The sequence below is a fragment of the Streptomyces californicus genome, assembly GCF_000717645.1.
Classification (GTDB): Bacteria; Actinomycetota; Actinomycetes; order Streptomycetales; family Streptomycetaceae; genus Streptomyces; species Streptomyces californicus.
Genome location: NZ_JNZZ01000022.1, coordinates 92414 through 111414, shown reverse-complemented (window position 1 = coordinate 111414; position 19001 = coordinate 92414). Strand labels below are relative to the sequence as shown.

General features: G+C 73.3%; 14 protein-coding genes and 1 riboswitch. Of the genes, 5 read left to right on the top strand and 9 right to left on the bottom strand.

Annotated features, from left to right (window positions below; genetic code table 11):
- On the bottom strand, positions 1–2161 hold a 2161-nt coding region (locus IF19_RS0127085; protein WP_248782508.1), incomplete at its 3' end, for a GNAT family N-acetyltransferase.
- A 172-nt stretch (positions 2162–2333) separates the two neighbouring features.
- Here IF19_RS0127085 and IF19_RS0127075 point away from each other — a divergent pair.
- A complete protein-coding gene (locus IF19_RS0127075) occupies positions 2334–2615 on the top strand; it encodes an HPr family phosphocarrier protein (RefSeq protein WP_030118648.1) in 282 nt (93 codons plus the stop codon).
- A 207-nt stretch (positions 2616–2822) separates the two neighbouring features.
- Here IF19_RS0127075 and IF19_RS0127070 read toward each other — a convergent pair whose 3' ends face one another.
- The 4 genes from IF19_RS0127070 to IF19_RS0127055 form a co-directional block, all read right to left on the bottom strand.
- Complete coding sequence (locus tag IF19_RS0127070) at positions 2823–3530, bottom strand: GntR family transcriptional regulator (protein ID WP_030118647.1); 708 nt, start codon at positions 3528–3530, stop codon at positions 2823–2825.
- A 181-nt stretch (positions 3531–3711) separates the two neighbouring features.
- Positions 3712–4527, bottom strand: a complete 816-nt coding sequence (locus tag IF19_RS0127065; RefSeq protein WP_030118646.1) for a M23 family metallopeptidase — start codon at positions 4525–4527, stop codon at positions 3712–3714.
- A 13-nt stretch (positions 4528–4540) separates the two neighbouring features.
- Positions 4541–4708: riboswitch (cyclic di-AMP (ydaO/yuaA leader) on the bottom strand.
- A gap of 221 nt (positions 4709–4929) precedes the next feature.
- The gene (locus tag IF19_RS0127060; RefSeq protein ID WP_030118645.1) at positions 4930–6300 is read right to left on the bottom strand and encodes a M16 family metallopeptidase; all 1371 of its coding nucleotides are present in this window, start codon (positions 6298–6300) and stop codon (positions 4930–4932) included.
- Between the two features lie 26 nt (positions 6301–6326).
- Positions 6327–7700, bottom strand: a complete 1374-nt coding sequence (locus tag IF19_RS0127055; protein WP_030277260.1) for a M16 family metallopeptidase — start codon at positions 7698–7700, stop codon at positions 6327–6329.
- 267 nt (positions 7701–7967) lie between these two features.
- On the opposite strand from IF19_RS0127055, the gene IF19_RS0127050 reads away from it, so the two are divergent.
- The gene (locus IF19_RS0127050) at positions 7968–10421 is read left to right on the top strand and encodes a DNA gyrase/topoisomerase IV subunit A (protein WP_030197419.1); all 2454 of its coding nucleotides are present in this window, start codon (positions 7968–7970) and stop codon (positions 10419–10421) included.
- Positions 10422–10502: 81 nt separating this feature from the next.
- On the opposite strand, the gene IF19_RS0127045 is transcribed toward IF19_RS0127050, so the two are convergent.
- Both IF19_RS0127045 and IF19_RS0127040 read right to left on the bottom strand, forming a co-directional pair.
- Positions 10503–11696 carry a CobW family GTP-binding protein gene (locus tag IF19_RS0127045; RefSeq protein ID WP_030118641.1) on the bottom strand — a complete coding sequence of 398 codons (1194 nt, stop codon included), beginning with the start codon at positions 11694–11696 and terminating at the stop codon, positions 10503–10505.
- Between the two features lie 23 nt (positions 11697–11719).
- Positions 11720–12874, bottom strand: coding sequence for a citrate synthase/methylcitrate synthase (locus IF19_RS0127040; RefSeq protein WP_030118640.1), 1155 nt, complete (start codon positions 12872–12874; stop codon positions 11720–11722).
- 110 nt (positions 12875–12984) lie between these two features.
- On the opposite strand from IF19_RS0127040, the gene IF19_RS0127035 reads away from it, so the two are divergent.
- From IF19_RS0127035 to IF19_RS0127025, 3 genes are all read left to right on the top strand, one after another.
- On the top strand, positions 12985–14232 hold the full coding sequence (locus IF19_RS0127035; protein ID WP_030118639.1) for a citrate synthase: 1248 nt from the start codon (positions 12985–12987) through the stop codon (positions 14230–14232).
- A gap of 79 nt (positions 14233–14311) precedes the next feature.
- Positions 14312–16033 carry an ATP-binding protein gene (locus IF19_RS0127030; RefSeq protein WP_030118638.1) on the top strand — a complete coding sequence of 574 codons (1722 nt, stop codon included), beginning with the start codon at positions 14312–14314 and terminating at the stop codon, positions 16031–16033.
- Positions 16030–16704 carry a response regulator gene (locus IF19_RS0127025; protein ID WP_030118637.1) on the top strand — a complete coding sequence of 225 codons (675 nt, stop codon included), beginning with the start codon at positions 16030–16032 and terminating at the stop codon, positions 16702–16704. The genes IF19_RS0127030 and IF19_RS0127025 overlap by 4 nt, the downstream gene beginning before the upstream one ends.
- A 133-nt stretch (positions 16705–16837) precedes the next feature.
- On the opposite strand, the gene IF19_RS0127020 is transcribed toward IF19_RS0127025, so the two are convergent.
- Together IF19_RS0127020 and IF19_RS0127015 are read right to left on the bottom strand one after the other, a co-directional pair.
- Positions 16838–18430 (bottom strand): solute symporter family protein, encoded by a 1593-nt coding sequence (locus tag IF19_RS0127020; protein ID WP_030118636.1) that lies wholly within the window; start codon positions 18428–18430, stop codon positions 16838–16840.
- Positions 18427–18897, bottom strand: coding sequence for a DUF485 domain-containing protein (locus IF19_RS0127015; RefSeq protein WP_030704529.1), 471 nt, complete (start codon positions 18895–18897; stop codon positions 18427–18429). The genes IF19_RS0127020 and IF19_RS0127015 overlap by 4 nt, the downstream gene beginning before the upstream one ends.
- Positions 18898–19001: the final 104 nt, after the last annotated feature.

The following is a 19001-nucleotide window of genomic DNA, read 5'->3' as shown; positions in this document are numbered from 1 at the left end:
GCCCGCCTGGCACGCGCGCGGGGCGGGGGGCGGGGCCGACGCGGTCGCGGGCGCCCCCGGGGGGACCGGGGCCCTCGCCGGGGCGGGGCCGGTCCTCGGGGGCGGGGGGCGTCGCCTCGGGGGCGGCGGGGGCGGCCGGGGGGGGGGGGGCTGCCGGGGCGCTCGCCGTCGTACGGTCCGTGTCCGTCGTACGGCCCGTGGCCCCCTCGCGGTCCGTGGACGCCGTGCGGTCCGTGGACGCTTCCGGGGGTGCCGTCCTGGCCGTGGTGGGTCGCTGGCGCGGGGCCGCCGTGCTGCTCGCGGCGGCCAGCGCCTCGGCGAGGCCGCCGATCTCCACGTGGACGACGGCCACCGGCTTGGCCGAGCCCCCGGCCACGGCCGTGTGCAGGGCGGCCGCGAGCACCTGGCCGTCACCGGTCTCGGCCTCGCCGTCCTCCCCCACCCACGGGATGGCGGTGACGATCACGGCGTCGCAGGTGGCGTCCGCGAGCGCCTCGGCCAGCGCGTCCCGGAAGTCCTGCGGGGAGGCGGCGGTGGTGAGGTCGATCGGCGGGCGCGGGCGCAGTCCCTCGGCGAGGCAGGCGTCGTACGTCAGGAGGCCCAGGGACTCGGAGTTGCCGAGGATGGCGACCCGGGGGCCGGACGGCAGGGGCTGGCCGGCGAGGAGGATCCCGGCGTCGACCATCTCGGTCACGGTGTCGACGCGGATGACGCCGGCCTGGCGCATCAGCGCGGAGACCGTGGCGTCGGGGATGCGGCTGACCGGGACGGCGTGGCCGGGCGGGTTGGTGCCGCTGTGCCGGGCGCCCTTCACCACGACGACGGGCTTCACGGCGGCGGTGCGGCGGGCGAGGCGGGTGAACTTGCGGGGGTTGCCGAGCGATTCGAGGTAGAGCAGGGCGACGTCGGTGTCCGGGTCCTCGAAGGAGTACTGGAGGAAGTCGTTGCCGGAGACGTCGGCCCGGTTGCCCGCCGAGATGAACGAGGACAGTCCGGCGCCACGCCGGTGGAGGCCGGAGAGCAGGGCGATGCCGATCGCGCCGGACTGGGTGAACAGGCCGATCCGGCCGCGTGCGGGAGACTCGGGGGCAAGTGAGGCGTTCAGCCGGACGTTCTCGGCGGTGTTGATGATCCCGAAGGCGTTGGGGCCGATGATCCGCATGCCGTACGAGCGGGCCTGGCGAACCAGTTCGCGCTGGAGTTCGCGGCCGTCGGCGCCCCGCTCGGCGTATCCGGCGGAGACGACGACCAGGCCTTGGACGCCGTGTTCACCGCAGTCGGCGACGGCCTCGGGGACCTGGTGGGCGGGGACCGCGATCACCGCGAGGTCGACCTGCTCGTCGATCTCGCCGAGCGAACGGTGGGCCGGGACGCCGTCGAGCGTGGCCAGGCCCTCGTCGAAAGCGCGGTTCACCGCGTAGGCGCGTCCGGTGTAGCCGGCGGCGAGGAGGTTGCGCAGGACCGTGCGTCCGACCCCGCCGGGGGTGCGGCCGGCGCCGATGACGGCGACGGAGCCGGGGGCGAGGAGGCGCTGCACCGAGCGGGCCTCGGCGCGCTGTTCGCGGCCGCGCTGGACGGCGAGGGACTCCTCGGTGGGTTCGAGGTCGAGGGTGAGGTGGACGGAGCCGTCCTCGAAGCTGCGTCGCTGGGTGTACCCGGCGTCCCGGAAGACCTTGATCATCTTGTTGTTCGCGGGAAGCACCTCGGCGGCGAACCGCCGGATCCCGCGTTCGCGGGCGACCGCCGCGATGTGTTCGAGCAGCGCCGAGGCGACGCCGCGGCCCTGGTGGGCGTCCTGGACGAGGAAGGCGACCTCGGCCTCGTCGGCGGGGGCGGAGGCGGGGCGGCCCCGGTCGTCGATACGGTCGTAGCGGACGGTTCCGATGAACTCGCCGCCGATCGTGACGGCCAGACCCACCCGGTCGACGTAGTCGTGATGGGTGAAGCGGTGCACGTCCCGGTCGGATAGCCGGGGATACGGGGCGAAGAAGCGGTAGTATTTCGACTCGTCGGACACCTGCTCGTAGAAGCTGACCAACCGCTCGGCGTCGTCCGTGGTGATCGGCCTGATGCGTGCGGTGCCGCCGTCGCGGAGCACCACGTCCGCTTCCCAGTGGTCGGGGTACGCGTGATGCGGACTCTGCTCGGGCTTGGGCTCCATGCGCAAAGCCTACGGCGGGGATCCCGGTCGCGGAGGGTGCGGTGCCGGGGCGGTCCGAGGAGGCCCGGACCTGGGCATCCGGAGCGCGGACCCGGGCAGGAGGCCGGGCACAGCACCACGCACTGCATGAGAGACTGGTCTAGACAACCGTTGATTTGTGAAGGGCAGAACCATGGCTGAGCGCCGCGTCAACGTCGGTTGGGCCGAGGGCCTGCACGCCCGCCCCGCTTCCATCTTCGTCCGGGCCGCCACGGCGTCCGGCGTCCCCGTGACCATCGCCAAGGCCGACGGCAACCCGGTGAACGCCGCCTCCATGCTGGCCGTGCTCGGTCTGGGCGCGCAGGGCGGCGAGGAGATCGTGCTCGCGTCCGACGCGGACGGCGCCGAGGCCGCGCTGGACCGGCTGGCGAAGCTGGTCGCCGAGGGGCTGGAAGAGCTTCCCGAGACCGTCTGAACCCTTTCCGCTCCGCCCCCGCCGCCGGGCCGGGCGCGCATGCGAAAGAGCCGTGACCCCTTCCGGGTCACGGCTCTTTCGTGTGGGCGGTGACGAATTGCGGGAATTCCGGAGCGCGGGCGGAGCCGGACCCGTTGCCGCTTTCCCCTATTCCCGCACGGATTCCTGTGCACATTTCCGTGCACATTCCTGTGTACGGCTTCTCCGTTAAGGGCGTACGCCCGCGGTGTTTACGCCGTGTTGCGAACTCCTCACACGGGCGGCGGGCGGGGTGCGGCGCCCGGGGAGGTCCGGCCGGCGCAGCCGGTGGAACCCGGCGGCGCGCTCGGCGTGCCGGGCGCTGAGCGCCCTCGCCCGGTCCGCGTCGCCGCGTGCCACCGCGTCCACGATCGCGCCGAGCTCGGCCCAGGAGTCGGCCGGGCGGGCAGGCTGCTCGACCGTGTACATCCAGGCGGTCTTGTGCCGGAGCTGGGTGAGCAGCGCGACGAGGCCGGGGCTGCCGGACGCCTGGGCGAGGGTCTCGTGGAACCAGCCGCCGAGGGCGCGCAGGTCCTCTGCCTCGCCGCGGCGGGCCCGCTCCTGACCCAGCCGGACCAGGCCCCGCAACACCTTGAGGTGGGCCTCGGAGCGGCGCTCGGCGGCGCGTGCCGCGCCCAGCGGCTCCAGCAGCGTCCGCATCTCCAGGAGGTCGGCCGCCTCCCGGGCGGTGGGCTCGGCGACGCAGGCCCCGGCGTGTCTGCGGGTCACCACGAAGCCTTCGGACTCCAGTGTGCGCAGCGCCTCGCGGACCGGGACTCGGGAGACTCCGTAGCGGCGGGCCAGCAGCTCCTCGGTGAGGCGGCTGCCGGGCGGGTGGGCGCCGGAGACGATGTCGTCGCGAATGGCCGTGCATACCGAATGCGCGGGTACACGCATGATTCGAACCTCCGCCTCGACCCCCGCGAAATGCGGCCGTCCTCCGTCTGTCCCGGCGACTCTAGGGCAATCCGCCGGAATTTCCGATGGCGGGCCGGAATTCGGGGATATCTTCTGGCCGGAATCGCCGAAAGGCCCCGGCGGGCGCCGGGGCCTTCGAGCGGTTTCGTGCGGGGTCGCGTCAGACGTTCAGACCGTGCGAGCGCAGGTAGCCGACCGGGTCCATGTCGGAGCCGTAGTCGGGGGTGGTGCGGGCCTCGAAGTGCAGGTGCGGGCCGGTGGAGTTGCCGGTGGAGCCGGAGAGGCCGATCTGCTGGCCGGAGGAGACGCTCTGGCCGACCGAGACGCCGATCGAGGAGAGGTGGCCGTACTGGGTGTACGTGCCGTCCGCCATCCGGAGCACGATGTTGTTGCCGTACGCGCCGCCCCAGCCGGCCTCGACGACCGTACCGGCGCCGACCGCGACGACGGAGCTGCCCGAGGCGGCCATGAAGTCCACGCCGGAGTGGCTGCCGGACGACCAGAGCGAACCGCCGCTCTTGTAGCCGGTGGTGACGTGGGAACCGGCGACCGGGAGGTGGAAGGCGTTGAGCCGGGCGCGCTCGGCGGCACGGGCGGCGCGGGCCTTCTCCTCGCGGACCTCCTTGGCACGGGCCTCGGCCTTGCGCTCGGCCTCCGCCTTCGCCTTGGCCTTGGCCGCCTTGGCGCGGGCTTCCGCCTCTGCCTTGGCCTTGAGGCGGTCGACCTCGTCGGCCTGCCGCTTCTGGGCGTCGGCCTGGGCCTCGATCCGGTCGGCGATCGTGGCGTCGAGGCCGATGGCCTGGGAGAGGCCGGTCTCGGTGACCTTGGCGGACTCGGTGTCCGCGGCGAGCGCCGGGGAGGACAGCGAGCCGATGACTCCGGTGGTGGCCAGGGCCGCGATGCCGGCGGCCCGGGCGCTCCGGCGCGTGAGGCGGCTCGGGGCACGGTGCTTCCCGGTGGCACGGGTGAACGCCATGAAGAGGCTGATCCTTTCCTTCCTTCTCGCCTACCGGGTTAGCTGACGGGTTCGGAGCAGGAAGGTCTCCTACGGATCCCCGCGCCGGTTCACGGCTCGGGTCTCCGATTCACCCCAGGGACTGCGGTGGGTCCCCGGCTCCCCAGGCTCGCGCCTGACGGGGACTCGGCGATGGCTGCCCGGCGCCACGGACGCGGCACAAGGGTGGCGGACAGCCGAGCCGACGCTAGGCGGGCCGCCTCTCCGCCTCCAAACGGACAAGGGGATTTGTCGCACATCCCACAGGCCAGAACAGAACCGTGTACCCCAAAGGGTGCGAGCGGGAGTAAATGGACAAAAAGCGGGACCCCGACGAAATGCCCTTCGTCGGGGTCCCGTTCGCGGTGGTACCGCAGGAGAGCGTCAGCCGGGGACGACCGACACCTCGCCGATGCCGAGCGCCCGGACGGGCTCCTCGATCTGCGAGGCGTCCCCCACCAGGACCGTGACGAGCCGGTCGACGGGGAACGCGTTGACGACGGCGGCGGTCGCCTCCACGGTCCCGGTCTCGGCGAGCCGGGCGTAGAGGTGGGCCTGGTAGTCGTCGGGGAGGTGCTGCTCGACCTGGTCGGCCAGCGTGGCCGCGACGGAGGCCGCGGTCTCGAACTTCAGCGGGGCCACGCCCACCAGGTTCTGCACGGCCGTCTCGCGCTCGGCGTCGGTCAGCCCCTCGGCGGCCAGCGTCCGCAGGACCTTCCAGAGGTCGTCCAGCGCCGGTCCGGTGGACTCCGTGTCCACCGAGCCGCTGATCGCGAGCATGGCGGCGCCGCCCGAGTCGGGGCCGGAGGAGCGCAGCACCTGGGCGAAGGCGCGCACCCCGTAGGTGTAGCCCTTCTCCTCGCGCAGCACCCGGTCGAGCCGGGAGGTGAGGGTGCCGCCCAGGCAGTAGGTGCCGAGCACCTGCGCGGGCCAGACGCGCTCGTGCCGGTCGGCGCCGATGCGGCCGATCAGCAGCTGGGTCTGGACCGCGCCGGGGCGGTCCACGATGACCACGCGGCCGGTGTCGTCCGCGGTGATCGGCGGCACCGGCCGGGGCTGTCCGGCGTCGCCCGACCAGTCGCCGAGGGTCTCCGCAAGCAGCGCGTCCAGGTCGATGCCGGTGAGGTCGCCGACCACGACGGCCGTCGCGGTGGACGGGCGGACGTGCGCCTCGAAAAAGGCGCGCACGGCGGCCGCGTCGATCCGCCGGACCGTCTCCTCGGTGCCCAGGCGCGGCCGGGACATCCGGGCGTCGGCCGGGAACAGCTCCTTGGAGAGCTGCTTGGCGGCGCGGCGCGACGGGTTGGCCCGCTCGTGCGGGATCTCGTCGAGGCGGTTGCCGACGAGGCGCTCGATCTCGCTCTCGGCGAAGGCCGGGGCCCGCAGCGCCTCGGCGACCAAGCCGAGGGCCTTGGCCAGACGGGAGGCCGGGACCTCCAGGGAGACGCGGATGCCGGGGTGGTCCGCGTGGGCGTCGAGCGTGGCGCCGCAGCGCTCCAGCTCGGCGGCGAACTCCTCGGCGCTGTGCTTGTCGGTGCCCTCGGAGAGCGCCCGGGACATGATCGTGGCCACGCCGTCCAGGCCCTCGGGCTCGGCCTCCAGCGGCGCGTCCAGGAAGATCTCCACCGCGACGACCTGCTGTCCGGGGCGGTGGCAGCGCAGCACGGTCAGCCCGTTGGGCAGCGCGCCGCGCTCGGGCTCCGGGAAGGCCCAGGGGCGGGCCGTGCCGGGCGTGGGCTGCGGGTGGAACTCCATGGCTACTCCAGTCACGGCGGCGTCGCTCACTTGGCCGCCCCCTCGTGCGCGTCGTCGGTGCCCTCGCCGGCCTGTTCGCCGTCGGCGTCATCGGCCGGCTCGACGGGCTCGTAGACCAGCACCGCCCGGTTGTCGGGGCGCAGGGACGCCTCGGCGGCGGCGCGGACCTCCTCGGCGGTGACGTCGAGGACCCGGCCGACGGCGGTCAGGGCGAGCTGCGGGTCGCCGAACAGGACGGCGTAGCGGCAGAGTTCGTCGGCGCGGCCGGCGACCGTGCCGAGCCGGTCCAGCCACTCTCGCTCCAACTGCGCCTGGGCCCGCTCCATTTCCTCCGCGGTGGGTCCCTCCGCGGCGAACCGGGCCAGCTCCTCGTCGACCGCGGCCTCGATCTGCGCCACCTCGGCGCCGCCGGACGTCTTCACGTCCAGCCAGCCGAGCGAGGGGGCGCCGGCGAGCCGCAGCAGTCCGAAGCCCGCCGCCACCGCCGTACGGTCGCGCCGGACCAGGCGGTTGTGGAGCCGGGAGGACTCGCCGCTGCCCAGCACGGTGAGCGCCAGGTCGGCGGCGTCGCAGGCGCGGGTGCCGTCGTGGGGCAGGCGGTAGGCCGCCATCAGGGCGCGGGCCGGCACCTCGGCGGTGACGAGCTCGCGCCGCTCCTCGCCGATGATCCCGGGCAGCGTCCCGTCGCGCGGCGGCTGCTTGCCGTCGTGGGAGGGGATGGAGCCGAAGTACTTCTCGATCCAGGCGAGCGTCTGCTCGGGGTCGATGTCGCCGACCACGGAGAGCACCGCGTTGTTGGGCGCGTAGTACGTACGGAAGAACGCGCGGGCGTCCTCCAGCGTGGCCGCGTCCAGGTCGGCCATGGAGCCGATCGGGGTGTGGTGGTAGGGGTGGCCCTCGGGGTAGGAGAGGGCGGTCAGCCGCTCGAACGCGGTGCCGTAGGGCACGTTGTCGTAGCGCTGTCGCCGCTCGTTCTTGACGACGTCGCGCTGGTTCTCCATGGACTCCTCGTCGAGGGCGTCGAGGAGGGAGCCCATGCGGTCCGCCTCCAGCCAGAGCGCCAGCTCCAGCTGGTGGGTGGGCATGGTCTCGAAGTAATTGGTCCGCTCGAAGCTGGTGGTGCCGTTGAGCGAGCCGCCGGCCCCCTGGACCAGCTCGAAGTGGCCGTTCCCCTTGACCTGGCCCGAGCCCTGGAACATCAGGTGCTCGAAGAGGTGAGCCAGGCCGGTGCGGCCCTTGACCTCGTGGCGCGAGCCGACGTCGTACCAGAGGCAGACCGCGGCGACCGGGGTCAGATGGTCCTCGGAGAGCACCACACGCAGGCCGTTGGCCAGGCGGTGCTCGGTCGCTGTCAAGCCGCCGGAGCCGGCCTGTGCGGTGGCCGTGTGACCCATGGGCATGTACGTCCCTTCGATCGCGATACTGGACTTCCTGCCAGACCTGCCACTCTAAGCAAGCGCACCGGCACCTGGCGAAGTTCCCGTTCCGCGGAAGTTTCCGTCGATGGTGTGGCGGACGCCCGGCGGGCGGGCCGTCTGGACCGCTTCGGACGGGTCGAGGTCGGCGTTGTCAGTCCGGAGGTCCACAATGGACCGCGTCAGCAGCCCGTGTTGGACCGAACAAGCTCAGGTCGCCCGAACAGAATCCGTGAAGGAGTCGCAGCCGCGATGGCCCGCCGTAGCACGAAGACCCCGCCTCCGGACGACTTCGAGGAGAAGATCCTCGACATCGACGTCGTCGACGAAATGCAGGGTTCCTTCCTCGAGTACGCGTACTCGGTGATCTACTCCAGGGCCCTGCCCGACGCCCGCGACGGCATGAAGCCGGTGCACCGGCGCATCGTGTCCCAGATGAACGAGATGGGCCTGCGGCCCGACCGGGGCTATGTGAAGTGCGCCCGTGTCGTCGGCGAGGTGATGGGCAAGCTGCACCCGCACGGCGACGCCTCGATCTACGACGCGCTCGTGCGGATGGCGCAGCCCTTCTCGATGCGGCTGCCCCTGGTCGACGGTCACGGCAACTTCGGCTCGCTCGGCAACGACGACCCGCCGGCCGCCATGCGGTACACCGAGTGCCGGATGGCCGACGCGACCTCGCTGATGACCGAGGCGATCGACGAGGACACCGTCGACTTCCAGTCGAACTACGACGGCCAGGAGCGCGAGCCGGTCGTCCTCCCGGCCGCCTACCCCAACCTCCTGGTCAACGGGGTGTCCGGGATCGCCGTGGGCATGGCCACCAACATGCCGCCGCACAATCTGGGCGAGGTCATCGCCGCCGCCCGGCACCTGATCAAGCACCCGGGCGCCGACGTCGAGACGCTGATGCGGTTCGTCCCCGGCCCCGACCTGCCCACCGGCGGCCGCATCGTGGGGCTCGGCGGGATCAAGGACGCGTACACGGGGGGCCGGGGCACGTTCAAGATCCGCGCCACCGTCGCCGTGGAGAACGTGACGGCCCGGCGCAAGGGCCTCGTCGTCACCGAACTCCCCTTCGCCGTCGGCCCGGAGAAGGTGATCTCCAAGATCAAGGACCTGGTCTCGGCGAAGAAGCTCCAGGGCATCGCCGACGTCAAGGACCTGACCGACCGGGCGCACGGGCTGCGTCTGGTCATCGAGGTGAAGAACGGCTTCGTTCCGGAAGCGGTGCTGGAGCAGCTCTACAAGCTGACGCCGATGGAGGAGTCCTTCGGCATCAACAACGTGGCGCTGGTCGACGGCCAGCCGCTCACCCTGGGCCTCAAGGAGCTGCTGCAGGTCTACCTCGACCACCGCTTCGAGGTGGTGCGCCGGCGCAGCGAGTTCCGCCGCACCAAGCGCCGCGACCGGCTGCACCTGGTCGAGGGCCTCCTCGTCGCGCTCCTCGACATCGACGAGGTCATCCGGATCATCCGGGACAGCGACAACTCCGCGCAGGCGAAGGAGCGTCTGATGGCGCACTTCTCGCTGAGCGAGATCCAGACGCAGTACATCCTGGACACCCCGCTGCGCCGGCTCACCCGCTTCGACCGGATCGAGCTGGAGGACGAGCGGTCCAAGCTGAACAGCGAGATCGAGGCGCTGACCGCGATCCTGGAGTCGGACGCGGAGCTGCGCAAGATGGTCTCCGCGGAGCTGGCGGCCGTGGCGAAGAAGTTCGGCACGGACCGTCGCACGGTGCTGCTGGAGTCGGCCGGTTCGCAGATCGCGGCCGTGCCGCTGGAGGTGGCGGACGACCCGTGCCGGGTGCTGCTCTCCTCCACGGGTCTGCTGGCCCGTACGGCGAACGCTGAGCCGGTCGAGATCTCCGAGGACGCCCGGCGCACCAAGCACGACGTGATCGTTTCGGCGGTGGCGGCGACGGCGCGCGGCGACGTCGGTGCGGTCACCTCGGCGGGCCGGCTCCTGCGGCTCTCGGTGATCGACCTGCCGCAGCTCCCGGATACGCACGCCGAGCCGAATCTCTCCGGCGGCGCGCAGATCTCCGAGTTCCTGACGCTGGAGGCGGGCGAGGAGCTGATCTGCCTCACCACGCTGGAGGAGTCCTCGCCGGGGCTGGCGATCGGCACCCTCCAGGGCGTGGTGAAGCGCGTCGTGCCGGACTACCCGGCCAACAAGGACGAGTTGGAGGTCATCACCCTCAAGGACGGTGACCGGATCGTCGGGGCGACCGAGCTGCGTACGGGCGAGGAGGATCTGGTGTTCATCACCTCCGACGCGCAGTTGCTCCGCTATCCGGCGGCTTCGGTGCGCCCGCAGGGGCGGCCCGCCGGGGGCATGGCGGGCGTCAAGCTGGCGGCGGGGGCCGAGGTGCTGTCGTTCTCGGCGGTGGACCCGGCGTCCGAGGCGATCGTGTTCACGGTGGCCGGTTCGCACGGGACGCTGGACGACTCGGTGCTGACGTCCAAGCTCACCCCGTTCGACCAGTACCCGCGCAAGGGCCGGGCGACCGGCGGGGTGCGCTGTCAGCGGTTCCTGAAGGGCGAGGACGTGCTGGTCTTCGCCTGGGCGGGTCCGGCCCCGGCCCGGGCCGCGCAGAAGAACGGCACCCCGGCCAAGCTGCCGGAGCCGGACCCGAGGCGGGACGGTTCGGGCACGCCGCTGCTGGAGAAGGTGGCCGTGATCGCGGGCCCGCCGCTGTAACGCCGTCCCCGTACGGGCCGCTCCCGTCCCCCGTACGGTTCCGCTCGCGGTGTCCGTACGGCGGGGAGCGGTCCCGGGGTGTCACACCTCCGCGGCCGCTTCCCGCTGCTCGCCGGCGACTTCGGGCGCCTCGTCGGCGTCCTCGTTGCGGGGGACGTACCGCAGGACGCCCCACATGGCGCGCTCGATGACGGCGGGGTCCTCGGCCGCGCCCCCGGGGGCCGGTTCCTCCGCGCGGCAGGCGGTGAGGCCGCGGCGCAGCGCTTCGGCGTCGGTGCCCGCGCCGATCATGACGAGCTGGGTGAGGCGTCGCTCGCCGCGCGCCCAGGGCCGGGGGACGAAGCGCAGGAAGCGGCCGACCGCGTGCAGCGCGTAGGTGTTGTCCCGGTCCCCCGCGCCGAAGTCGACGAACCCCTTGATCCGGTAGAGCCCCTCGGGGCGGGAGTCCAGGAACGCCATGAAGCGGCGCGGGTCGAGCGGGACGTCGGAGGTGAACTCGACGCTCTCGTACGCGGCGTGGAGATGGCCGTCGTGACCGCCTCCCGGACCGCCGTGGCCGTGCCCGTCGCACCCTTCCTGGTCGTCGCACCCCTCATGCGCGTCGTGGTCGTCCCCGCGCAGCAGATCCTCGAAGCTCAGCTGACCGGCCATCTCCCCGTCGTCCGGCCGCAGCGCGGGATCGAAGAGCAGCTCCGGATCGATCCGGCCGTGCACGGCGGAGATCACCGCAGCCGGACCGCTCAGCTCCGCGACCGTCGCGCGCAGCCGCTCCCGCTCCTCCTCCCCCACCCGGTCGGTCTTGTTCAGGACGACGAGGTCGGCGACGGCGAGATGGCGGTCGAGCTCGGGGTGGCGCTGCCGGGTGGCCTCGAACTCCGCCGCGTCGACGACCTCGACGAGACCCCCGTACAGGATGTGCGGGTTGTCGCTGGCCAGCAGCATGCGCACCAGTTCCTGCGGCTCGGCGAGGCCGCTCGCCTCGATGACGATCACGTCCAGCCGTGCGGAGGGCCGGGTCAGCGTCTCCAGGAAAGTGTCGAGTTCGCTCGCGTCCACGGCGCAGCACAGGCAGCCGTTGCCCAGGGAGACGGTGGAGCCGACCTGGCCGGAGACGGTCATGGCGTCGATCTCGATGGCCCCGAAGTCGTTGACGACCACGCCGATCCGGGTCCCCGCCCGGTTGCGGAGCAGGTGGTTCAGGAGCGTGGTCTTGCCTGAGCCGAGGAACCCCGCCAGGACGACGACCGGGATCTGCTGGGTGCGGGGCGGGGTCAACGGGGGCCTTCCTGGGGGCGTCGTCAGGGAGCCGGGACCGGCTGCGGCGGGGGTGCGCCGACGTAGCGGGCCGCCGGGCGGATGATCTTCGAGTCCTCCGCCTGCTCCAGGATATGGGCGCTCCAGCCGACCGCCCGCGCCACGCAGAAGGTGGGGGTGAACATCGCGCGCGGCAGGCCGCACAGCTCCATGACCACTCCGGCGTAGAACTCCACGTTGGTGTGCAGCTCCCGGCCCGGCTTGAGCTCGGCGAGGATCGCCTCGACCTGGGCCTCCACCTCGACGGCGAAGTCGACGAGCGGGCCGCCGAAGCCCCGCGCGATCGACTTGAGCATGCGGGAGCGCGGGTCCTCGGTGCGGTAGACCGGGTGGCCGAAGCCCATGATGCGTCGGCCGGAGAGGACCTGCTCGCGGATCCAGCCGTCGATGCGGTCCGGGGTGCCGATGGCGTCGAGGGTGTCCAGGGCCCTGCTGGGGGCTCCGCCGTGCAGCGGTCCGGAGAGCGCGCCGACCGCCGCGACCAGGCAGGCGGCGACGTCGGCTCCGGTGGAGGCGACGACCCGGGCGGTGAAGGTGGAGGCGTTGAAGCCGTGGTCGACGGTCGAGACGAGGTACCGCTCGATCGCCCGGACCTGCTCGGGTCCGGGCTCCGACCCGGTGAGCATGTACAGGTAGTTCGCGGCGTGCGGGAGGTCCGCGCGCGGTGCGACCGGCTCCAGACCCCGGCCGAGACGGTGCAGGGCCGTCAGGATCGTGGGGACGGCCGCGCAGGCGGCGAGGGCGTCCTCGCGCCGGTGCCCGGCGTCGATGTCGTACACCGGTCGGAAACCGGCCGAGGCGCCGAGCAGGGAGAGCGCGGTGCGCAGTCCGGCGAGCGGTCCCGAGGCGGCACTCGCGCGGGCGATGGCGGGCAGGGCCGCACTCACCTCGGCGGGCAGGGTGCGCAGCGCGGCCGTGCGGGCGGCGAAGTCGGCGGCGGCCGCCCGGTCGGGGAGGTCGCCGTGGACCATCAGGTACCAGACGTCCTCGAAGCTGCGGTTCTCCGCCAGCTCGATCGCCGCGTACTGGCGGTAGTGGTAGAAGCCCTCGCGGCCGCGGACATCGCCGAGTCCGGTGTCGGTGACGACGACTCCGGCGAGGCCGCGGGGTACGGCGGGGGCGTCGGGGCTGGTGGTCATGGCTGTTCCCTCTTCCGTACATGTGACATTGATTCGACTGTCCATGCTTGACGGAAGTTCTGTCAATGTTGATTGAATCAATATCAATGCTCGATGGATACGGTGTCCTCATGACGGATCCATCAGAGACCGACCGGCACGGCGCCCCCCGGCTCACCACCCGTGAGGCGGCCGAGCTGCTGGGCGTGAAGCCGGAGACGGTGTACGCCTACGTCAGCCGGGGCCAGCTGAGCAGCGTCCGGGCCGCCGGGGGGCGGGGCAGCACGTTCGACGCCGACGAGGTGCGGGCGCTGGCGCGGCGGTCGGGGCGCCGGGAGCCCTCCCCCGCCGGGGGCGACCTCGCCTTCCGTACCGGCATCACGCTCATCGAGGACGACCGGTGCTACTTCCGCGGGGTCGACGCGACGGAGCTGGCCGGGCGGTACGGCTACGAGGAGGTCGCCGAGTGGCTGTGGACGGGTCGGCGGCGTTCGGGCGCGCGCTTCACCGCCCCCGCCGTCCCCCTCGCCGCGGCCCGCCGGGCCGTCGACGCGCTGCCCGCGCACGCCGGGTCGACGGACCGGCTGCGGGTCGCGGTGACCGCTGCGGCGGCCACCGACCCGCTGCGGTTCGACCTGTCGCCCGACGCGGTCCTGAACAGCGCGCGCGGCCTGATCCCGACCCTGGTGGGCGCGCTTCCGCTGCTGGGCGAACCGGCGCCCGAGGGGAGTTCCCTGGCGCGGGAGCTGTGGTCCCGGCTGACCCCGCGGGCGGCCGACGCCCCTGCGCCGGCGGTGCTGGACGCGGCGCTCGCCCTGCTCATCGACCACGATCTCGCGGCCTCCACGCTGGCCGCCCGGGTCGCCGCCTCGGCGCGGGCCCACCCGTACGCCGTCGTCTCGGCGGGTCTCGGCGTGCTGGAGGGGCCGCTGCACGGGGCGGCGAGCGGGCTGGCGCACCGCATGCTCCAGGAGGCGGTGGACCGGGGCAGCGCGGTCCCCGTGGTCGCCGATCATCTGCGGACCGGGCGGCGGGTGCCGGGCCTGGGCCACCGGCTCTACCGGGGCGAGGACCCCCGGGCGACGCTCCTGTTCGAGCTGCTGGCGCGGGTCCCGCAGGCCGCCGGGGCACTGGCGGCGGCCCGCGAGGTGGTGGCCACGACGGCGCGGCACACCCCGCTGCACGCCAACATCGATCTGGCGCTGGCCGTCCTGTCGGTCTCGGCCGGCATGCCGGCGGAGGCGGGCGAGACCGTGTTCGCGGTGGCCCGGACCGCGGGCTGGGTCGCCCACGCGCTGGAGGAGTACGAGGAGCGCCCGCTCCGCATCAGGCCGAGCGGGCAGTACACGGGGCCCCGGCCCCCGCAGCCTCTGCCGTAGCCGTCGGCGGACGGTGATGAGGGCGGCTCCGCGCCGCCGGGATTTCCGCCTCGCCCGCCCGGCCCTTACCGTTCGTACGATGAACGCCCCACCGCCCCCCGGCCGGGGGCTCCGCCGGTTCGGCTGGCCCCGGCGGGTCTTCTCCCAGGTCCTGCTGATGCAGCTGGCCATCATCACCGGTGTGACGATCCTGGTCACCGGGCTGTTCCTGGCGCCCCTCAGCGACCAGCTCGACGACCAGGCGATGCGGCGCGCCCTCGCCATCGCCCAGTCCACCGCCGCGCAGCCGGACATCGTCGAGGACCTGAGCAGCACCGATCCGTCGCACCGGGGGCCCGTGCAGTCGGCGGCCGAGCGGATCAGACGGGCGACCGGCGCGGAGTACGTCGTGGTCATGGACGGACGCGGAGTGCGCTGGTCGCACCCCTCGGCGGACCGGATCGGCGCGGTCGTCTCCACCGACCCCGGTGAGGCGCTGCGCGGGCGCGAGGTCATGGAGATCGACAGCGGCACCCTCGGGCGATCCGCGCGCGGCAAGGTGCCGCTGGTGAACGACTCCGGCGAGGTCATCGGCGCGGTCTCGGTCGGCATCGAGTACGACAGCGTCCGCGCCCGCCTTCTCGGGGCGATCCCGGGGCTGCTCGCGTACGCGGGCGGCGCCCTGGCCGTCGGGGCGCTCGCCGCGTATCTGATCTCCCGCCGCTTGCAGCGTCAGACCCACGACCTGGCGTTCTCCGACATCTCCGCGCTGCTGACCGAACGTGAGGCCATGCTGCACGGCATCCGGGAAGGGGTCGTCGCCCTCGACGGCGCCGGCCGGGTCCGGCTGCTGAACGACGAGGCGCAGCGGCTGCTGGGGGTGGGCCCGGAGGCCGCGGGCCGGCCGCTGGAGGAGGTGCTGGGCGCGGGCCGGACCACGGACGTGCTGTCGGGCCGGGTGGTCGGCGACGACCTGCTGGCGGTACGGGGCAGCCGGGTGCTGCTGGCCAACCGGATGCCCACGGACGACGGCGGGGCCGTGGTGACCCTGCGCGACCGCACCGAGCTGGAGCACCTGGGACGCGAGCTCGACTCCACCACCGGGCTGATCGACGCCCTGCGCGCCCAGGACCACGAGCACGCGAACCGGCTGCACACCCTGCTGGGGCTGCTGGAGCTGGAGATGCACGAGGACGCCATGGAGTTCGTCACGGAGGTGGTGGGCGTCCACCGGGCCACGGCCGAGCAGGTCACGGAGAAGGTCCAGGACCCGCTCCTGGCCGCGCTCCTCGTCGGCAAGGCGACGGTCGCCGCCGAGCGCGGGGTGGCGCTGCGGCTGGCCCCGGACACCCTGCTGCCGGACCGGGTGGTCGACCCCCGGGGCCTGGTCACCGTGGTCGGCAACCTCGTCGACAACGCCACCGACGCGGCGGCCGGATCGGACGGAGCGCGCATCGAGGTCGGGCTGCGGGCGGAGGGCCGCACGGTGATCCTGGGGGTACGCGACAGCGGCGCCGGCGTCCCCCCGGACCAGCACGCGTCGATCTTCACGGAGGGCTGGTCCACCAAGGACGTCCCGGCACACGGAAAGCGCGGGCTCGGCCTCGCCCTCGTACGGAGGCTCGCGGAGCGCCAGGGAGGCGGCGTCACGGTCTCCGACGCGGACGGCGGCGGCGCGGTGTTCACGGTCGTGCTCCCGGACGCGCTGGCCGAACCCGGTCCGCTGGACGCGACAGGCCCGGTGGCCGGACTCGGGGGCGCAGCGGCCCCCGGCGGCCCACCGCCCGCCACCCACCCGGCCGCGACGGGAGAGCAGCGATGATCCAGGTCCTGATCGTGGACGACGACGTCCGGGTGGCGCGGATCAACGCCGCGTACGTCGCCAAGGTCCCCGGCTTCCGGGTGGCGGCGCAGGCGCACTCGGCGGCCGACGCTCTGGCGGCGGTCGAGGAGATTCCGGTGGACCTGGTCCTGCTGGACCACTACCTGCCCGACCGCAACGGCCTCGCCGTCGTACGGGAGCTGCGCCGCCTCGGCCGCCGGGTGGACGTGATCATGGTGACGGCCGCCCGGGACGTCGCGACCGTGCAGGACGCGATGCGGCACGGCGCACTCCAGTACCTGGTCAAGCCGTTCACGTACGCCGGTCTGCGTTCGAAGCTGGAGGCGTACGCGGCCCTGCGGCGGACGCTCGACGGGGGCGGCGAGGCGGAGCAGGCGGAGGTGGACCGGCTCTTCGGCGCGCTGTGGGCGGCGAGCGAACCGGTCCTCCCCAAGGGCCACTCCCCCACCACCGCCGAGCTGGTCCGCCAGGCGCTGCGGGGTGCCGACGGCCCGCTCTCCGCCCAGGAGATCGCGGACAGCGCGGGGATGAGCCGGCAGACCGCGCAGCGCTATCTGAAGCTGCTGGAGCGCACGGGCAAGGTCCGGCTGACGCTGCGGTACGGCGAGACGGGCCGCCCGGAGCACCGGTACGCCTGGGCCGCGGGCTGAGCCCCGTACCGTGCGCGGCCGGCCGCCCCGCCGGTGTCCTGCGCGGCCGGCGGCCCCACCGGTGCCGTACGCCGCCCGCTGCCCTGCCGGTGCCGTACGCCGCCGCCGGCCCGGTGCGTGGGCCGGGAGGGTGTCACGCCGCCCCGGCCCCCGTCAGCGCGCGGACCTCGGTCTCGGCGTGCTTGGCCTCGTCCGGCGGCTCGGGCGAGGTGACCGTTCCGAGCCAGCCGGCCAGGAAGCCGAGCGGGATGGAGACCAGCCCCGGGTTCTCCAGGGGGAAGAGCTGGAAGTCGACGTCCGGGAACAGGGACGTCGGGCCGCCCGAGACGACGGGCGAGACCAGCACCAGGACGACCGCCGGGACCAGCCCGCCGTAGACCGCCCAGACCGCGCCTCTGGTGGTGAAGCGGCGCCAGAACAGCGCGTAGAGCAGCGCCGGGAGGTTGGCGGAGGCGGCGAGGGCGAAGGCGAGGCCCACCAGGAAGGCGACGTTGAGGTTTTGGGCGAGGAGCCCGAGGCCGATCGCGACCACGCCGATGCCGACGGCGGCGACCCGCGCCACGGCGACCTCGCCGTACTTCCGGCGACCCGGGCGGCGGAGCGAGGCGTAGAGGTCGTGGGCGACGGACGCGGACGAGGCGAGCGTGATGCCCGCGACGACGGCCAGGATGGTGGCGAAGGCGATGGCGGCGACCACGGCGAAGAGAACCGTTCCGCCGGTGGACCCCTCGCCGCCGCCGAGATCGAGGGCCAGCAGCGGGATCGCGGTGTTGCCCGACGCGTTCGAGGCGCGGACCTCCGCGGAGCCGACGAGCGCGGCGGCGCCGAACCCGAGCACGATCGTCATCAGGTAGAAACCGCCGATCAGTCCGATGGACCAGACGACCGAGTGGCGGGCGGCACGGGCGGTGGGCACGGTGTAGAAGCGCGACAGGATGTGGGGCAGTCCCGCCGTGCCGAGGACCAGGGCGACGCCCAGGCTGATGAAGTCGAGGCGGGAGGTCCAGTCGCCGCCGTAGCGCAGGCCGGGGGCGAGGAAGTCCTTGCCGTGGCCGCTGCGTTGGGCCGCAGCGTCGAGCAGGGCGTTGACGTCGCCGTGGAAGCGGGCCAGGACGAGCACGGTGAGGGCCACCGCCCCGGCCATCAGCAGGACGGCCTTGACGATCTGGATCCAGGTGGTGGCGCGCATCCCGCCGAACGACACGTAGATCACCATGAGCGCGCCGACGCCGACGACGGTCCACGACCGGGCGGCATCGCTCGTGCCGCCGAGCAGCAGGGCCACCAGGCTGCCCGCACCGACCATCTGGGCGACCAGGTACAGCACGGAGACCGTGACGGACGAGGCGCCCAGCGCGGTGCGCACCGGGCGCTCCGCCATCCGCGCGGCGACCACGTCGGCCAGGGTGAACCGGCCGCAGTTGCGGACGAGTTCGGCGACGAAGAGCAGGACGACCAGCCAGGCGACGAGGAAGCCGACCGAGTACAGCATGCCGTCGTAGCCGAAGAGGGCGATCAGTCCGGAGATCCCTAGGAAGGAGGCCGCGGACATGTAGTCGCCGGCGATGGCGAATCCGTTCTCCATGGGCGAGAACAGCCGGCCGCCGGCGTAGAACTCCTCGGCGGATCCCTGCCGGGCGCGGCCGACCCAGGTCGTGATGAACAGCGTCACCGCGACGAACGCGCTGAACAGCAGCAGGGCGAGGGTCTGGTGGTCGCCGGTCACCGCACGGCCCCTCGCGTCATCTCCTGGGTGTCCCAGCGCAGTTCGAGCGCGGCGCGGTCCCGGCGCAGCCGCGCGTGCCGCGCGTACGCCCAGGTGAGCAGGAACGTGGTGAGGAACTGGCCGAGACCGGCCGCCATCGCGACGTTGACCGCTCCGGCGACCGGGCGGGCCATCAGCCCGGGCGCGGTGGTCGCGGCGACGACGTACGCGAGATACCAGAGGAGGAAGGCGATCGCCGCAGGGAAGACGAAGCGGCGGTAGCGGCGCCGCACTTCGCGGAAGGCGGGGCTGTCGTGCACGTCCCGGTAGATCTCGGCCGCGCGGGGAGCGGTCCGCTCCGCCCCGGCCGTCCGGGGCGCCACGCCGACGCCCGCTCCGTCCCGCTCGCCCCGGCCGGGGGCCGGTACCTCGTCCCACGGGCCGTCGGGCCGCGCTTCCGCGGTCACCGGCCCCGCTTCCTTCTCCACCGAACAACTCCCCTGATCCGCCGACCTTTTTCGGCCGCACGGCCAACCATGGGCGGTTCGGGAAGTCACCGGGCGTGTCATGGGCCCGACTTCACCCCTTCAGG

Coding starts and splice junctions, on each gene's coding strand:
- IF19_RS0127075 (WP_030118648.1), top strand. CDS start 2,334: ATGGCTGAGCGCCGCGTCAACGTCGGTTGGGCCGAGGGCCTGCACGCC.
- IF19_RS0127070 (WP_030118647.1), bottom strand. CDS start 3,530: ATGCGTGTACCCGCGCATTCGGTATGCACGGCCATTCGCGACGACATC.
- IF19_RS0127065 (WP_030118646.1), bottom strand. CDS start 4,527: ATGGCGTTCACCCGTGCCACCGGGAAGCACCGTGCCCCGAGCCGCCTC.
- IF19_RS0127060 (WP_030118645.1), bottom strand. CDS start 6,300: ATGGAGTTCCACCCGCAGCCCACGCCCGGCACGGCCCGCCCCTGGGCC.
- IF19_RS0127055 (WP_030277260.1), bottom strand. CDS start 7,700: ATGCCCATGGGTCACACGGCCACCGCACAGGCCGGCTCCGGCGGCTTG.
- IF19_RS0127050 (WP_030197419.1), top strand. CDS start 7,968: ATGGCCCGCCGTAGCACGAAGACCCCGCCTCCGGACGACTTCGAGGAG.
- IF19_RS0127040 (WP_030118640.1), bottom strand. CDS start 12,874: ATGACCACCAGCCCCGACGCCCCCGCCGTACCCCGCGGCCTCGCCGGA.
- IF19_RS0127035 (WP_030118639.1), top strand. CDS start 12,985: ATGACGGATCCATCAGAGACCGACCGGCACGGCGCCCCCCGGCTCACC.
- IF19_RS0127030 (WP_030118638.1), top strand. CDS start 14,312: ATGAACGCCCCACCGCCCCCCGGCCGGGGGCTCCGCCGGTTCGGCTGG.
- IF19_RS0127025 (WP_030118637.1), top strand. CDS start 16,030: ATGATCCAGGTCCTGATCGTGGACGACGACGTCCGGGTGGCGCGGATC.